This is a genomic window from Halomarina litorea, from assembly GCF_024227715.1.
Taxonomy (GTDB): domain Archaea; phylum Halobacteriota; class Halobacteria; order Halobacteriales; family Haloarculaceae; genus Halomarina; species Halomarina litorea.
This window is the reverse complement of record NZ_CP100448.1, coordinates 2,753,890-2,769,375: the sequence shown is the minus strand read 5'-3', so window position 1 is coordinate 2,769,375 and position 15,486 is coordinate 2,753,890. Positions and strand designations below refer to the sequence as shown.

The window sequence follows — 15,486 nt, the reverse complement described above, 5'->3', positions numbered from 1 at the left end:
GGTGTGCGGTTCGAGGCTCCCGTCTCCCGAACTGCTTTCACCGATGCGTGCTATCGTGGCACATGAGCGACGCGAGCGACCCCACCGGGGACCGCCTGCCGGGACGCGAGGAGGAGATACGCGACATCGTCGAACGCAAGGGCGGCGTGGCCCCCGTCCGCGACGAGGACGGCCGCTACACCGTCGTCGGGGCGGCGAGTCGCGAGACGTTCGCGAACTGGCTCACCCCCGTCGGCGAGCACTTCGTCTGCCACCGGAACCTCGTACCTGAGATCGACGCCGACTCGTGGACCGTCTCGGTGGCCGGTCCCGACGGCGACCTGACGCTGTCGATGGAGGACATCCGCGAGGAGTTCCCCACCGTCGCGGTGGCCCACACGATGGAGTGTGCGGGCAACAACCGCGGTCAGCACGTCCCCGAGACGAGCAGCGTCCAGTGGGGGTGTGACGCCGCCGGCACCGCCTTCTGGGTGGGCACGCCCCTCAGTTCGGTCCTCCGGCGCGTCGGCGTCGAGGAGGCGGGCAGTCGCTGGCTGACGGCCATCGGCGGCGACTCGCCCGACGACGAGGCCTTCGCGCGCTCGGTCCCGCTGGGGAAGGCGCTGGACGACTGCCTGCTCGCCTACGGGATGAACGGCGACCCCCTCCCCGAGGAACACGGGTATCCGGTGCGAGTGGTCGTGCCGGGGTGGTACGGCGTGAACAGCGTGAAGTGGGTCGAGGAACTGCGCGTCACCGACGGGATGGTCCGGGAGGGGTCGCTCGACAGGCCGGGGACGCACGCCTACTGGCAACAGGAGGCCTACCGCATCCACCCGGAGGGCGTCACGCCCGAGGAGAACGACTCGGTGGACGACCCGGACACGTGGGCGCAACTGGAGTCCGAGGCGGTCGACCACCCCTACACGTTCGACCAGAACGTCATGTCGATAATCGGGTCGCCCTCGGGCGAGGAGAGCGTGACGCCGCGCGGGGACACCGTCGAGGTTCTGGGCGTGGCGTGGGCGGGCGACGACCGCCCGACGAGGGTAGAGATATCGACGGACCAGGGCGAGACGTGGGACGACGCCTCGCTGTTCGGCCCGGACTACGACTGCGCGTGGCGGCTGTTCCGGTACACGTGGCGGCCCAACCCGGGCGAGTACACGCTCTACTCGCGGGCGACGGACGAGCGCGGACGGACCCAGCCACCGACCATCTCCGACCCCGAGGACTGGGAGACGGCCCTCGACGACGGCGAGTACCCGTGGAACGAGGGCGGCTACGCGGCGAACGCCTACGAACCGAACGGCGTGGACGTCGTCGTCTCCGAGTAGTCAGTCCTCGCGGTCACCGAGCGGTCGCATCTCGACGCGCTCGGGTACCCGTTCGAGTGCGCTCCCCGGCCACCGCCAGTGGGCCAGCGTGAACCGCGCGTCGGGGTTCGCCTCGACCAGCGCCCGGACGCCCTCGGCGGCCGCCTCGTACGCGTCCCGCGAGCGGCGTTCGGGCACCTCCGCCGTGAGCGGGTAGGAGTCCGAGAGGTGACGCGGGAACGGGCCGAACGGGGCGACGACGCGCCACGTCGCGTCGTAGTCGTCGTTCTTGTTGCCCTCCGAGAGGAGGACGTCCCCCTCGACGTCGAGGCGGGCGAGTCGCTCGTGGTGGCGCAGGACCTCCGGGCGGCGCGAACACTCCGCCGAGACGTGGAAGAAGGCGTCCTTCGAGACGGGGTCGGTCCGTTCGAGTCGGTCGGCGTGGTCCAGCAGCGCCCGGTAGCCGTCGAGCATCGCGGGGTGGCCGCGGGCGCGGGCGTCGACGAGTTCCAGCAGGTTGCCCTTTCTGACGGCCTGTTTCACGCGGCGCATCTCCTCGAAGGTGACGTGCAGGTTGTGGCGCGCCAGCAGTCGCTCGCGCGTCTCGTCGTCGCACCCTCGAATCTCCTTGGGGGTGTTGTCGGTACAGACCGGACAGGAACACGGGAAGTACTGGAGGTCGGCGAGGTGTTCGGTCCCTCTCACCGTCAGATAGCGGTCGTCGCGGGCGTACAGCGCGTAGGCCGCCGAGTCGAAGAGGTCACAGCCCATGGCGACGGCGAGCGCGAACATCATGGGGTGGCCCGCGCCGAAGAGGTGGACGGGGGCGTCCTGCCCGAGGCCGCGTTTCGCGGCGGCGACCACGTCCACCATCGCGTCGTAGCGGTAGGCGTTCAGCAGGGGGACGACGGCGCCCACGGGGAACACGTCGAGGTCCGTCGCGTAGGCGTCGCGGGCCGCCCGTTCGCGCAGGTCGGTGTACGTCGACCCTTGCACGGGGGCGTTGACGAGCATCTCGCCGACGTCCACCCCCTCGGCGGCGGCCAGCGCCTCGTTCGTCGTCGCCAGCTCCCGTTCGGCCTGCTCGCGAGAGACGTCCGGGGGCGTGGGGATGTCGACGGGCGTCCCGATGTCCGAGCCGATGTCGTGCTGGAACTGGAGAATCTCGGGGGTCGTCACGTCTATCTCGCCGTACTCGGCGAGTTGGAACGAGCCCGAGTCGGTCATGATGGCCCCGTCGAAGCCGTAGAGGTCGTGGAGGCCCCGCGAGAGCGCCGCCTCGCGCATGTCGTCGCTCTGGTGGAGGATGTAGCCGTTCGTGATGAGTATCTCCGCGCCGAACTCCGACTCCAGTTCGGCGGGCGCTATCGTCCGGATGTGCGGGTTGATGACCGGCAGGAGCGCGGGCGTCTCGACGGTGACTCCCGCGCGGGGGACGCGCAACTCGCCGATTCGCCCCCCGGCGTCGAAGTCCCGCACCTCGAAGTGGTCGCGCATGCTCGCCGTTCCGCGAGCGCACGGCTAAGGGTTGCGTTCCCCGTCCTCGCGCCTGCCGGACACGTCAAGTCCCGGCGCACCCCGGCGACAGGCGTTCAATTCGAATGACACACTGTGGGCTATGAGATACACACGACGCGGCGTGCTGGGGCGCATCGGCGGGACCGTCGCGGGCGCGGTCGGACTGTCGGGCGTCGTCGGGGCGACTCGTCCGGGCCCGGAACCGGTCTTGCTGGTCCACGGCTACGGTGACACCGGCGAGACGCCGTGGTGGGAGGTCCTCGGGGGCTACCTGCGGGACGTGGGCTATCCCGACTCCGCGATTCACGTCCTCAGCCTCGGCGACCTGCCGGGGACGACGACGGACTCCCCCGAGGAGTACGCCGAGGCCGTGAAGGCGAGACTGGAGTCGGTGCGCGACGACCACGACTCACGGGTGGACGTCGTCGCCCACTCGATGGGTGGTCTCGACACCCGGTGGTGCGTCGAGGAACTCGGCGGCGCGCACCTCGTCGACGACCTGATAACGCTCGGGACGCCCCATCAGGGGACGTACGCGGCCAACCTCGGCGCCCTCACGGAGGGTGGACGGGACATGCGCCCGGGAAGAGAGTTTCTGACCGACCTGAACGACGGGTCGCTGGCCGAGGGGGTCTCCTACACCGCCCTCTGGAGTCGCGCGGACGAACTCGTCGTCCCGAGTCGGTACGCCGCGCTCCCGGAACCGGAACTGTCGTCCGTCGAGTCGGCGCGGAACCGCGTCACGGGCTTTCAGGAGCACGTCCAGTTGGTGTTCGACCGGGCGGTGTTCGACCAGTACTACCGGCGACTCGACTGAGCGCTCACCCCTCCGTCGCCGTGAGTGGCGTCGCCGCCGCCCGGTAGCGCTCGAAGGTGCGCTCGCCCCACGCGTAGGCCTCGGGATCGTCGGTGTCGACGAAGACGCTGAGCGTGCCCGTCCCCGCGTCGTAGCCGCCGAGGCCCACGCGGTCGTCGAACAGGGCGAGGCCGCAGGGGAGCGACTCGTGGAGCCCCAGCGTGAGGTTCCCGCTCTCGACCGCCTCGCGCGCCCGCTCGGGGTCGTTTCCGAGGACGTCCTCGACGACCCCCGGCGGGTAGAGAATCTCCGTGACCATCCCGTCGACGATGCGTTCGTGGATGGTGGCGACGTTGCCGGGGGCGACGGTGGTCGTGTCGAACCCGCGAAGGCGGTCCGTCTCCCGGACCAGCGTCATGAAGCGGTTGAGCGGGCGGTAGGGGTGGCCGGGTTCGGAGCAGGTGACGCGGGCGTCGGCGAACGGTTCGACCGCGACGTCGAAGGTCGGGTCGGCGTCGTCGATGGCGTGCAAGAGCGGCGCGAGTCGGTCGGCCGCCGTCGCCGTCCGCCGGAAGTCCTCCGCGGCCTCCGCGACGACCCGCCCGGACCGGGTCAACCGGAAGACGCTCCCGTCGCGTTCGACGAACCCCCGTTCCGTCAGCGCCTTCGTCGCCCGGTGGACCGTGGGCTTCGAGACGTCGAGGCGGGCCTCGATGTCACGCCGGTCCAGCGGCCCCTCCCGCAGCGCCGAGAGCAGGGGCGAGCGCCTGACCAACTGGATGAGCGTGTCAGTACCACCCATAGTCGAGAGTGACGACAGTACCTCTTAAGCGTAATTCTTCCAATCGGGGCATTTCACGTCGTTCGATGGTTTCACGCGCCGAAATTCGTTCGGTCGGTGAGTATAATCCCCGGGCGTGCGGTCACATACCGTGAAAATCCATGGCAACGACTGAACGCACCGACCACGCCGACGCGGAGTCCTCGCCGACCACCCACACGACGACTACCCACGCGACGACCGACGACGGGCCGGACGCGAACCTGATGGGAGCGCTGTCGTACGTCCTCGGGTTCGTCACCGGCATCGTCGTCTACCTCGTCGAGAAGGAAGACGAGTTCGTCCGGTTCCACGCCGCCCAGAGCATCGCCGTTTCCGCCATCCTCTTCGGCGTGAGCATCGCCCTCTCCGTCGTGGGGACCGCCGTCTCAGCGATGTTCTTCGCCGGGACGGGGGCGTTCGCGGTGGCGAGTCTGCTCTCGCTGTTGCTCGGGCTGGTGTGGCTCGCCGTCTCGCTCGTCGGGTTCGTCCTCTGGGTGTACCTCATCGTCCGCGCCTATCAGGGGACGACGCCGCGCATCCCCGTCGCGGCGGGACTGGCCGACCGGATGGTCTGACCCCACGCGCTCCGCACTCCTACTCCTCGAACGTCTCGTAGTAGAGCACGCCGAGGACCGCCCGCCCGTCGCGCACCTCGCCCGACCGGACCGCCGCCCGGAACTCCTCGTAGCCCGACTCGACGACGCGGATGGACTCGTTGAAGTCGAGGTCCTGTTCCGCGGTCGGTTCGCAGTCGTGGGCGACGAAGTAGTGGTGGACGCTGTTCGCGATGCCGTTGGCGGGTTCGACCGTCGTGAGCGGTTCGACGCGTCCCGCCTCGTGGCCCGTCTCCTCGGCGAGTTCGCGGCGTGCCGCCGCCGTCAGGTCGTCGTCGTCTGGTTCGACCGTCCCGACCGGGAGGCCCCGGTTGACGCGCCCGACGGCGTGTCGCCACTCCTCAATGAGCACCACGTCCCCCGCGGAGGTGAACGGGAGAACCACCACCGCGGGCGGTTCCGAGAGGTAGTCGAAGTCCGTCTCCGTCCCGTCGGGGAGGCGCACCTCGTCGTGGACGACGTCGAAGCCGGGACACTCGTAGGCGACGCGACTGTCGAGCGTCTCCCACGCGAGTTCGTCGGTCATCGCTCCCCGTTCGGCCGGGGGCCGGAAAGGCGTCGCTATTTCCCGTTCAGATACGTCCGTCCGGCCGGAGTGATCTCGTAGAACGGGTTCGTCCCGTCGTCGTCGCGTACGAGGTACCCCTCCTCCGCGAGCGAGACGCACTGCTTCCTGACGTAGCCGGCGCTGTACCCCGTGTTCCGGGCGATGTTGTTCGGCGTCAACTGGAGTTCGTTCTCGGCGAGGAGCCGCAGGACCGCTCGCTGAACATCTGTGGGGGCCACCGTTCCCCGAATACGATATCGGGGTATAATACGTACACGGTAGCTGACAGTATCGCGTGGTAACCGGATTACCGGAGATTCGGACAAGAGCTAAGTACCTGTCAGCAATACGGCCACTTGCGGGCAGGACGTCGTCTCGTCGGGCGACGTCTCGTCCCCGCTACGGGCTGTCGAGGGTCGTCCGACCGTCCCCCGTCGGACGACTGTTCTCCGATTCTGGTCGACTCAGGCCTCCGGGTCCCACCCGACGAACGGGTCGTCGACGGGCACCGAGAGCGCGTCGAGGAACCGTGCCGTCAGCAGGTAGTGGCCCGCGAGGAGCGTCAGCGCCACGACGGTCTCCGTGTCGGTCACCTCGCGGGCGGCCTCGAACAGCGGTCCCGTGACGGTGCCCGCGGCGACGGCCTCCGCGTAGCGCATGACGGCCTGTTCGCGCTCGGGGAACCCCGTCTCGTCGGCGTGGGCGATGCGGCGCAGTTCCTCGGTGGTGACGCCCGCCTCGCGGCCGATGTCGACGTGCTGGTGCCACTCGTAGCGCGAGCGCTGGGCGCGGGCCACCGCGAGGATGGCGAGTTCGCGTTCGCGCGTCGAGAGGTCGCCCCCGTTCCACAGCGCCGTCCCCAGTCGCATGTACGCCTGCATGACCCGCGGCACGTGCCCCATCGTCCGGAACAGGTTCAGGTCGCCCATCACGTCCTCCTCCATGAGGTACTGGTAGTCTTCGGGCAGGTCCGTCCGGTCGAGCAACGGCACGCGTGCGCCTTCGGTGTCGTCCATACGGGGGTCCGGTGGGCCGACGACAAAACTCCCGGCGCTCGCACGGGTGGAGAGCGCCGGTCGCTCCCCCGTTCGGACGAATCCTTCGCCGATGGCAAGCCCAGCCACAGTCCGACTGTTTCGAGAACCGGTCGGCAATGACAGACAGCGACGGCCAGTTAGGACTGACCGGGGCCATCTCGATGGCGCTCGGGAGGAGGTCAACGGCGGCGGCATCTACACCGTCCTCGGCATCTCCGCCGTCGTCATCCTCGCCGAACTACTCTACTTCGAGTTCGACGCGTTCGGGCGCGCGCCAGCGACGACTCCCGCCGCCGACTGACTCACTGGCTCACTCGTCTCTCGCGTCCGAGTCTCCGTTCCCGTCCCCGAGACGCGCCTCGGCCGATAGCTGGTGGGCGTGGGTCCCCTCCAGTTCGCAGATGCGGGCGGCGTGGGGGGCGATGGTCGCCGCCCCCTCCGCCGTCAGTTCCTGGTGGGTCAGCGTCTTGAGGTACGTCCCCACCCAGATGCCGCCGCTGTAGCGCGCCACCTCCAGCGTCGGCAGGGAGTGGTTCGTCCCGACGGCCTTGTCGCCGAAGACCACCGGCGAGTGCGGCCCGAGGAACAGCGACCCGTAGTTGTACAGGTCGTCCATCAGGGAGCGGGGGTCCTCGGTCATGACCTGCAGGTGCTCGATGGCGTAGTCGTTGGCCACGCGCACGGCAGTCTCCACGTCGGGCGCGAGGACCACCTCGCCGTTGTCCGCCCACGACTCGCGGGCCACCTCCTCGGTGTCGATGCGCGAGAACTGGTCGTCGACCGCCGCCATCGCCGCCTCGGCGAGGTCCCGGTCCGTCGAGACGAGGATGGGCCGCGAGCGTGGGTCGTGTTCGGCCTGCGCGAGCAAGTCCGTCGCGACGAGTTCCGGGTCCGCGGTGTCGTCGGCGAGTATCAGCACCTCGGTGGGTCCGGCCAGGAAGTCGATGCCGACGTGGCCGTACACCTGTCGTTTCGCCTCGGTGACGAACACGTTGCCCGGGCCGGCCACCGTATCGACCGCCGGGACCGACTCCGTCCCGTAGGCCATCGCCCCGATGGCCTGCGCGCCGCCGACGCAGTATATCTCGTCGGCGCCCGCGCGGTCCATCGCGTACAGCTGGGCCGGCTGTATCGACCCCTCGCGCTGTGGCGGCGCGCAGGCGACCACCCGCTCGACGCCCGCCACCCGCGCCGGGACGATGGACATCGCGGGTGCGGCCACCAGCGGGTGTCGCCCGCCGGGGACGTACACCCCCGCTGACTCGATGGGGACGACGCGCTGGCCCAGTCGCACGCCCGGTTTGAACTCCCGCTCGAAGCCCTCGATGTGTTCTCGCTGTTCCTCGTGGAACTCCCGGACGTTCGCGATGGTGGCGTCGACGGCCTCGCGCTGGTCGTCGGTGAGCGCCTCGTGGGCCGCCTCGACCTCCTCGTCGCTCACGCGCAGGGCCTCGCGGTCGACGTCGTCGAACTTCCGGGTGAGGTCGCGGAGCGCCTCGTCGCCGTCCGCCCGGACCCGCGAGAGGATGTCCGCCACCGTGTCGGTCACGTCGGCTTCGATGTCGAGCGATACGTCCCCCGTCCGTTTGAGGTACTCCACCTCGTCGTCGTGGCTGTGTGCCATGTGGTGTCCCGGCGCCGCCCCGTACGACGCGCGGTGTCACCTCGGGGCACGCTCGCTCAACAGGTTCGGATGTGGCAAGTGTGTCCGGTTACGCCACCTCCGCCGGGAGTAGCTCAGGTCCCCCGCCGGACCACCAGCACCGGCACGTCGAGCGTCCGGAAGAGCGAGGAGGCGACGCTCCCGCGCAGGTGTCGCCCCACGTTCGACCGGCCGTGCGTGCTCGTCACGACGAGGTCGACGTCCCGCTCCTCGACGTACTCGCGGATGGCGGGGGCGACCCCCTCGAAGGACCTCGTCGTGACGACGTCGGAGTCGACGGACACACTGGGCGCGAGGTCCTCGACGTCGGCAGCGAACCGCCCCGCCGACCGCTGTCCCCGCGCCTCGAGGCGTTCGACGAACGCCTCATCGAGGCCGCCCGCGGCGAACACCCCGCTCGCGGCCTGCAGGTCGACGACGTTCAGGACGTCGACCGAGGCCCCGTAGCACTCGGCGAACGCGACCGCGTGCCGGACGCCCGCTCGCGACTCCTCGCTCCCGTCGGTCAGCAGGAGGACGCGCTCGTAGTCGGCCGCACGGTCGCCCTCGCCGCTGGGGACGACGAGGACGGGCACGTCGCTCCGGTGGAGGACTCGCTCGCTCACACCGCCGAGCAGGCGCCTGCCGAGTCCCGCCAGCGGCCGACCGCCGAGGACGACGAGCGACGCGTCCCGGTCCCGGACGTACTCGCAGATCTGTGTGGTCGGGTCGCCCTCCAGCAGCGTCGTCGTGGTAGGGACGCCGAGGTCCGCCGCGAACGTCTCGACTTCCGCGAGGACGACCCCGCCCACCTCCCGGAGGCGATCCGTCTCGTCGGCGGACGACCCGAGTTCCACCACCGCACGGTCGGCGACGTAGAGGACGTCCGCGGCGGCCCCGAACCGCCTCGCCAGTTCCAGCCCCCGACGGGCCGCTCGCTCGGCCTCCTCGCTCCCGTCGACCGGGATGACGATGCGGTCGTACATCATAGTGTGTGTATACGTACCACACACGTATGACGGTTTGCCGTCCCGCGACCGAGCGCCCGTCGTCCGCGGAGCGGGGTCCCGCGTCAGTCGTCGTCGGCCCCGCTGCCCGACTGTCTGGTGAGGAGCGTCCGGCTCTCGGCGCCGGAGGTGTCCCGGTCGTCGAGGTGGTCGCGGGCGACGACGTAGCTCCCGTAGAGGATGACGAGCAAGAACAGCGAGAACGGGAGGGCCATCGTCACCGACAGCGACTGGATGGAGCTGAACTTCTCCAGTTCGAGCGACACCATCCCGAAGAACGCGAGGAGCGCGCCCCACCACGCCCGGTTGCGCGGGTTGGGGTCCTCGGTGCCGAGCGTGATGGCGGATATCATGAACACGGCGGAGTCGAGCGACGTCACGATGTAGCCCGCGATGACGAGGACGAACAGCACCGCGAGCACCGTCCCCAGCGGGGTGATCTGGAGCGCCTGTGCGATGGCCGCGGGTTTGCCGGCGGCCGCCATCGCCGCCGCGACCGGTTCCTGGTAGCCCGGCGCGAGCACCCACCCGCCGATGAGCAGGTGCTGAATCCAGCTGAGGAACGTCGGCACCGCGACGAGGACGACGAACATCTCGCGGAGTGTCCGCCCCTTCGAGACGCGGGCGACGAAACTGCCGACGAAGATGGACCACGCCGCCCACCACGCCCACCAGAAGCCGGTCCAGTTGGCCGCCCAGTTGCCCTCGGAGGTGGGGGCGGTGTACAGCATCAGGCGGAACAGGTCGCTGAGCCAGACGCCCGTCGCGTCCAGCCCCAGTTCGAACATGAAGATGGTCGGCCCCACCACGACGAGCAACCCCATCGAGAGGGCGATGAACAGCATCGTCGCGCGCGCCGCGTTCCGGATGCCCTTGCGGAGTCCCAGCCAGACGTCCGCGAGGAAGACGACGCCGATGAGGCCGAAGACGCCGTAGGTGAGCACCGTCGCGTCGAGACCGAACACTCGCCCGAGGATGGCGGACATCGTCTGCGCGCTGAACCCGAGCGTCGTCGAGATGCCGCCGATGGTGGCGACCACCGCCGCGAGGTCGACCAGCCAGTACAGCCCCGGGATTCGGTCCTCGTCGACGACGCCCGTGAGCATCGAACTGATCTTGTACTCGCCGACGCCCTGCGTGTAGACGATGACGCCGAAGGCCATCGCGACGGGGAGGTACCACATCGCGAGGCCGGGGAACGCCTCGTGGACGAACATGAACGCCAGCGCCATCGACTCCATCGACGCCCCCTGCACCGGGTAGGGCTTCGGCGGCGGGCTACTGACGATGGAGATGGGTTCGGCCACTCCCCAGATGAGGATGGACGCGCCGAAGCCGACGGTGAACACCATCGAGAGCCACGAGAACAGGTCGAACTCCGGTTCCGCGTCGGGGCCGCCGATGCGGAGGCGGCCGTACCGCGAGAACGTCAACGCGAGGACGACCAGCAACAGGACGAACCCGAGCAGGATGAACCACCACCCGAAGTTCGTGAGGACGGCCGTCTTCGACCCTGTGAGGAGGCTGCTCAGCCCCGAGGGGTTCAGGAACCCGAACGCCCCCAGCGCGAGCATCACGGCCATCGCCACGCCGAACAGCCCGCGTTCGGGCCACGACGAGTCCTCGAGACCGAGGACGTACCACGGCCTCATCGGGTATCGTTCCGTCGCAGTGTCGCAGTCGGTCGAACCGCGCCTGTACGCCCATGGACGTCGCTACCGTTCGTATCGTGGCGGGTCACGATGGGAGTATCGTACCTCTCACGACTGCGACTGAAAAACCCGTTGTATCGTCTCCAACAGAGGCGCCAGTTCGTACGCAAACGGTTCGGACTCGCCCGCGTTCCGTGTTCTGTTCGCGCACGCTTCGCGGTGCTCACAGCAGTGAGATGCGAGAGAAGTGGACCCCCGTGACTCACTGCGCCGTGGGGTACTCCTCCCGGGGACAGCGTACCCGTTCGTCTGACCGGGGATTCACGTCCCGTCTTCAGTCACGGACGGCAGTCGCGACGGGGGTTGGCACCTCCGTCCGCCCGCCGGCGATGGCTACCAAGAGGACGACGGACAGGACGACCCACGTCCTGACGGGCAACAGCAGTATCGGCGTGAGCACACACAACGCTACTGCGAGACTGAATCCGTAGACGAACGGTAGCGACCACAGCCCGCCAGCGTCGAAGAGCTCTTGCCCGATGAAGTTCGCCGGCAGGTACACCAACGCACCGGTTACGAGCGTCGCCGTCGCACAGAACGTCGCGACTTTCGCCACGTGGTACTCGGACAGCGCGAACGCCACCAGAAGCGGACTCAGGCCCGCCAAGCCGACGTCGACCATCCGGACGGCGACGTACTGGTGGAACGCGGTAGAGCGGACGGCAGACCGGGAACGCTGAAGCGACATCCAAGGTGTCTTCCGGAATGACATACACATAACTTTATGGGTCGTATCGAACGCCGTTCTCGGGTTTCGTGCTCGTCTTCGAGACGTCGGAGTTCGCTCCGGTACACCGGTCGGCAGGATCGAGCACGTCGTCTTCGTGGTCCTCGTTCGACTCAGCGAGGTTCGAGTGACCGGCGAAACACGCGAGCGTGGTCCGGAGTACGTTTCTGGAACCTCCACCTTCCCCGCGTTCGGACCGCTCGCTCCGCTCGCGGTCGTTGAACGCGGGCAGGAGATGGGCTACCGTGACTCGCTTCGCTCGTCACGTCTCCCCGCTCGCTCTGCTCACGGGAACGGCGCAGATTCGAACTCGGTCGCTCGTGTTCGCTCGCTCCGCTCGCCGTTGCGAAGTGGGGTGAAAATGGGTCGGCCCAGATTCGAACTGACTCGCTGATGCTCACGGCTTCGCCGTTCGCATCCGAGGTCGCACGGCGACCTCGCTCCGCTCGTCGTGCGAATCTGCTCGTCGCCCATGCACCCGCATTCCGGGGTCGACTCGCGCGCTCCGCGACGCTCGTCGGATGGAATGCGGGAGAAGTGGGCCGGCTCAGATTCGAACTGAGGTTACGGCCACCCGAAGGCCGAAGGATACCAAGCTACCCCACCGGCCCGCACTCGGAGGGTGGACCAGCGGAGTGTTAACCCTTCCGTCTCGTTTCGACCCCTCCCACCGCCTCGCACGTCACCCCGTGACGGTCAGGTAGATGGCGACGGCGGCGAGGAGGATGCCCGCGCCCTTCCGGGCGCTGAACTCGTCGCCGAGGAAGAGAAAGCCGATAGCGGAACTCGTCACGATGAACAGCCCGAAGATGGGGACGACGACAGTGATGGGTCCCTGCGAGAGCGCCCGGTAGTACGCGAGGATGCCCACGGAGAGGAAGACGCCCGCCGCGAGCATGTGCGGGAAGACGTCGCTGCCGGCGTACGCGAACGGGTTCTCTCGGCGCAGGAGGACCACCGCGAGCGCCGAGAGCGCGAGCATGCTGTTGGCGACCAGCGCGACGACGGTGCTGGGGACCTGTTTGGTGGCGATTTCGGCCAGCGGTGTGAACAGCGAGTAACCCACGAGCGCCAGCAGCGCCCACAGGAGGTAACTCTGCATACAGTCGCCTCGGGGGCACGAGGGAGAACCTATCCGAAGGGGGCAACACCGCCCGCCTCGTGCGCTCCCGACAGGAGCGCGACCGAGGCCCCACACCCACCTGCTCAGTAGCGCGTGAACCCGTCGGTGTCGAGGTAGTTGTGCGCGACGGTGATTGCGTGGTTGGCGTGGAGGAGTTCCGGTCCGAGGCGGACGCGGTGGTCGGCGTGGTCGGCGAGCAACTCCGCCTCTCCCTCCGCGAAGTCGTGGTGATCGGAGACGACGAACACCGGGTCCTCCGGCGGTTCGACGTCCACGACGGGGTCGCCGTCCTCGTGGAGCTGGACGACGCTCCCCTCGCGGGCGGCGCGTTCGAGGGTGGCCGCGAAGTCCCGCCGCGAGAGGTACACGCCCGGCGATACCTCCACCTCGACGTGACCGATGGCCTCCTCGCGTTCGTCGAGGGCGTTGCGAATCAGCGCGCCCGTCGAGCGCTCGTCGGGGTTGAGCCGCCGGAGTTCCGAGCCCTCGAACCGTACCGTGAACTCGTCGGAGAGGACGAGCAGGCAGCGTGCCTCCTCGCGGATGGCGTGCGAGAGGAAGAACGTCGCGTTGACGCACCGACAGAGGACGTCGAGGCGGCCGGCACCGGGCAGGTCGTCGAGCGAGAAGTCGCCGGTCGTGGGCACGTCGTGGCCGACGACGATGAACTGGCGCATATCCATCGCTCCCCTTCCCGAGAGATACGTCCGTCGCCTCGCGTCAGAGCAGGGCGTCCAGTCGCTCCTTGCTCGTCGCCACGTACTCGAAGTCGAGCGTGAACACCTCCAGTGAGAGCGTGCCCGTCCAGTCGCCCAGCGCGTCGAAGATGGCGGCGAAGTCGATGGTTCCCGACCCGAACGGGAGGTGTTCGTCGCGCGCCCGGCGGGTGTCGTTGAGGTGGAAGTGGGAGATCCGCTCGCCGTGTGCGGCCGCGAAGTTCGCCATCTTCCTACAAGGAGGGAATCACGCCCTTTAGGGCGGGAGGGAATCCGACAATTCCCACACTAACCACGTTCTGATGCTCGGCCCGAATGCCAGCCGTTACCTTTAGCTTACGTAAGAACTTACGCTTAGGCGGATGAGAGCCGACTTCGATATGGAGCGAGGCGGGGCACTTCACGAAGCCGTGAAGGACTACGCCCGCGACCACGGGATACGCCACTCCCGCGCGTACCCCGAGCTCCTCCGCAAAGGACTCGAATCCGAAGGCTACGATGTCAACGACTCAGACGGCGACTAAGACGCTGGAAGCCACGCTCGCACCACCCACACAGTGCAAAGAGCAACGCCTCCAGCAAACGCTGTCTGAATACCGTGACGCACTTCACGACGCCTTCGAGCAAGACTGTACGACGATGAGCGCCACGAACGACGTGGTGACGCCGTATAACCTGCCGTACCAAGCGAAAGACGCCCTCAAATCCTACGTCCCGAAACTCCACAACACGTACAACGCACAGGAGTTAGACGACGAACACCCGCTCCGATTCGTGAACAGGGCCGGAAAGTTCGACCGCGACTCCACGCGTGAGTACGAAATCTGTTGGAACGTTCCCCAACCCGGTCGTGGAACCAACTTCTGGATTCCACTCCGACTGAATCCCGAACAAGAGGAACTATGGGACGACCTTCTCGATGATGGGTCAAGTACGAAGGTGGGCGAACTTCGCTTGCAGAAACATCGGAAGACGTGGACGCTCCACGTCACCGTCGAATACGAGGTCGAAGACACGACCGAGATGCCAGAGAATCCGACACGGGTCGGCTTTGATATTGGGGAGTCGATGCTGGTCACGGGCTGTGCCCTCCAGCACGACACGCCCACCAAACCGTTGCTAATCAACGGGAACGAAGCCAAGCAACTCCGCAAAGAGATGTTCACGACGCTCAAGCGTCTCCAAGAGCGAGACGCTTCGGAGTGGCGCGTCGAAGAACGCTTCTCGTACTACCAGAACCGACTCACGGACATCATCGAGAAAGCGTCTCGTGAGTCTGTGGAGTACGCTAAACAGTTCGAGAATCCCGTCATCATGATGGAGGACTTGGCGTACATCCGCGAGTCACTGGATTACGGGAAGTATATGAACCGACGCCTGCACGCATGGGCGTTCGCCCGCTTGCAGGGCCGTATCGAGGACAAAGCACGAGATGCGGGGATTCCGGTGCGGTACGTTCATCCGCAGTACACGTCGCAGATGTGCCACTCATGCAAGCACATCGGGTATCGGCCCCGGCAAGCCGAGTTCAAGTGCAAGAATCCAGAGTGCCACGTATCGATGTTTCAGGCGGACATCAACGCGAGTGCGAACATCGCACGTCGCGTAGACCCGTGGGGAGAGAGCCTGCCGTGGAAACGGGCAGGCGATGACTCGCCACAGGACGGGAGCCGTAGTGACACGGCCACGACTCACCGTGAGACGAGCGAGACACCCTCGCAGATGACGCTCACGGCGTTTCGAGAGTCGAAACCCTCTGCCAGCGTTCACGAAACCAGAGGTCTCGTGCAGCCCACCAGAACCGAAGGTTCTGGGGACGACGACTGACTGGCATTCCCACCGTGTGGGAAGCCCCGCCGTTTACGGCGGGGAGGATGTCACCGGCGAATCTCCGACGTACCGCTCGACGAAGCGAGTCCAGTCCACGTC

General features: G+C 67.7%; 18 protein-coding genes and 1 tRNA gene. 6 read left to right on the top strand and 13 right to left on the bottom strand.

Annotated features, from left to right (window positions below):
• Positions 1-62 precede the first annotated feature (62 nt).
• The gene (locus NKG96_RS15225; protein WP_254536020.1) at positions 63-1,316 is read left to right on the top strand and encodes a sulfite oxidase; all 1,254 of its coding nucleotides are present in this window, start codon (positions 63-65) and stop codon (positions 1,314-1,316) included.
• Here the strand turns inward: NKG96_RS15225 and tgtA are convergent, their stop codons facing one another.
• Positions 1,317-2,792: a tRNA guanosine(15) transglycosylase TgtA gene (gene tgtA / locus NKG96_RS15220; RefSeq protein WP_254536019.1), complete on the bottom strand. Its 1,476-nt coding sequence runs from the start codon at positions 2,790-2,792 to the stop codon at positions 1,317-1,319.
• 121 nt (positions 2,793-2,913) lie between these two features.
• Here tgtA and NKG96_RS15215 point away from each other — a divergent pair, with 121 nt between their 5' ends.
• Positions 2,914-3,630 carry an alpha/beta fold hydrolase gene (locus tag NKG96_RS15215; RefSeq protein ID WP_254536018.1) on the top strand — a complete coding sequence of 239 codons (717 nt, stop codon included), beginning with the start codon at positions 2,914-2,916 and terminating at the stop codon, positions 3,628-3,630.
• A gap of 4 nt (positions 3,631-3,634) precedes the next feature.
• On the opposite strand, the gene NKG96_RS15210 is transcribed toward NKG96_RS15215, so the two are convergent.
• Positions 3,635-4,411, bottom strand: a complete 777-nt coding sequence (locus NKG96_RS15210) for a helix-turn-helix transcriptional regulator (protein WP_254536017.1) — start codon at positions 4,409-4,411, stop codon at positions 3,635-3,637.
• 140 nt (positions 4,412-4,551) lie between these two features.
• Here NKG96_RS15210 and NKG96_RS15205 point away from each other — a divergent pair, with 140 nt between their 5' ends.
• Positions 4,552-5,007: a DUF4870 domain-containing protein gene (locus tag NKG96_RS15205; RefSeq protein ID WP_254536016.1), complete on the top strand. Its 456-nt coding sequence runs from the start codon at positions 4,552-4,554 to the stop codon at positions 5,005-5,007.
• Between the two features lie 19 nt (positions 5,008-5,026).
• Here the strand turns inward: NKG96_RS15205 and NKG96_RS15200 are convergent, their stop codons facing one another.
• The 3 genes from NKG96_RS15200 to NKG96_RS15190 all read right to left on the bottom strand — a co-directional run bounded on the left by NKG96_RS15200 (position 5,027) and on the right by NKG96_RS15190 (position 6,609).
• Positions 5,027-5,572, bottom strand: coding sequence for an NUDIX hydrolase (locus tag NKG96_RS15200; protein WP_254536014.1), 546 nt, complete (start codon positions 5,570-5,572; stop codon positions 5,027-5,029).
• A 35-nt stretch (positions 5,573-5,607) separates the two neighbouring features.
• A complete protein-coding gene (locus NKG96_RS15195) occupies positions 5,608-5,832 on the bottom strand; it encodes a winged helix-turn-helix domain-containing protein (protein ID WP_254536012.1) in 225 nt (74 codons plus the stop codon).
• A 225-nt stretch (positions 5,833-6,057) separates the two neighbouring features.
• Positions 6,058-6,609 carry a carboxymuconolactone decarboxylase family protein gene (locus NKG96_RS15190; protein ID WP_254536010.1) on the bottom strand — a complete coding sequence of 184 codons (552 nt, stop codon included), beginning with the start codon at positions 6,607-6,609 and terminating at the stop codon, positions 6,058-6,060.
• Between the two features lie 91 nt (positions 6,610-6,700).
• On the opposite strand from NKG96_RS15190, the gene NKG96_RS15185 reads away from it, so the two are divergent.
• The gene (locus NKG96_RS15185) at positions 6,701-6,931 is read left to right on the top strand and encodes a hypothetical protein (RefSeq protein ID WP_254536007.1); all 231 of its coding nucleotides are present in this window, start codon (positions 6,701-6,703) and stop codon (positions 6,929-6,931) included.
• Between the two features lie 9 nt (positions 6,932-6,940).
• Here the strand turns inward: NKG96_RS15185 and hisD are convergent, their stop codons facing one another.
• The 8 genes from hisD to NKG96_RS15145 form a co-directional block, all read right to left on the bottom strand.
• Complete coding sequence (hisD, locus tag NKG96_RS15180; protein ID WP_254536005.1) at positions 6,941-8,254, bottom strand: histidinol dehydrogenase; 1,314 nt, start codon at positions 8,252-8,254, stop codon at positions 6,941-6,943.
• Positions 8,255-8,367: 113 nt separating this feature from the next.
• Positions 8,368-9,261 (bottom strand): universal stress protein, encoded by an 894-nt coding sequence (locus NKG96_RS15175; protein WP_254536003.1) that lies wholly within the window; start codon positions 9,259-9,261, stop codon positions 8,368-8,370.
• A gap of 83 nt (positions 9,262-9,344) precedes the next feature.
• Positions 9,345-10,931: a BCCT family transporter gene (locus tag NKG96_RS15170; RefSeq protein ID WP_254536001.1), complete on the bottom strand. Its 1,587-nt coding sequence runs from the start codon at positions 10,929-10,931 to the stop codon at positions 9,345-9,347.
• Positions 10,932-11,265: 334 nt separating this feature from the next.
• The gene (locus tag NKG96_RS15165; RefSeq protein ID WP_254535999.1) at positions 11,266-11,679 is read right to left on the bottom strand and encodes a hypothetical protein; all 414 of its coding nucleotides are present in this window, start codon (positions 11,677-11,679) and stop codon (positions 11,266-11,268) included.
• A gap of 577 nt (positions 11,680-12,256) precedes the next feature.
• A tRNA-Pro gene (locus NKG96_RS15160) sits at positions 12,257-12,329 on the bottom strand.
• 71 nt (positions 12,330-12,400) lie between these two features.
• Entirely contained in the window at positions 12,401-12,820 is a 420-nt protein-coding gene (locus tag NKG96_RS15155) for an EamA family transporter (protein WP_254535997.1), read from the bottom strand.
• 104 nt (positions 12,821-12,924) lie between these two features.
• The gene (gene trmY / locus NKG96_RS15150) at positions 12,925-13,518 is read right to left on the bottom strand and encodes a tRNA (pseudouridine(54)-N(1))-methyltransferase TrmY (RefSeq protein WP_254535994.1); all 594 of its coding nucleotides are present in this window, start codon (positions 13,516-13,518) and stop codon (positions 12,925-12,927) included.
• Positions 13,519-13,561: 43 nt separating this feature from the next.
• Positions 13,562-13,786 carry a sugar phosphate isomerase/epimerase family protein gene (locus NKG96_RS15145; RefSeq protein WP_254535992.1) on the bottom strand — a complete coding sequence of 75 codons (225 nt, stop codon included), beginning with the start codon at positions 13,784-13,786 and terminating at the stop codon, positions 13,562-13,564.
• A 133-nt stretch (positions 13,787-13,919) separates the two neighbouring features.
• Between NKG96_RS15145 and NKG96_RS15140 the strand changes: the two genes are divergently transcribed.
• Entirely contained in the window at positions 13,920-14,081 is a 162-nt protein-coding gene (locus NKG96_RS15140; RefSeq protein ID WP_254535990.1) for a hypothetical protein, read from the top strand.
• Positions 14,056-15,384, top strand: coding sequence for an RNA-guided endonuclease TnpB family protein (locus tag NKG96_RS15135; RefSeq protein WP_254535989.1), 1,329 nt, complete (start codon positions 14,056-14,058; stop codon positions 15,382-15,384). The genes NKG96_RS15140 and NKG96_RS15135 overlap by 26 nt, the downstream gene beginning before the upstream one ends.
• Positions 15,385-15,486 lie beyond the last annotated feature (102 nt).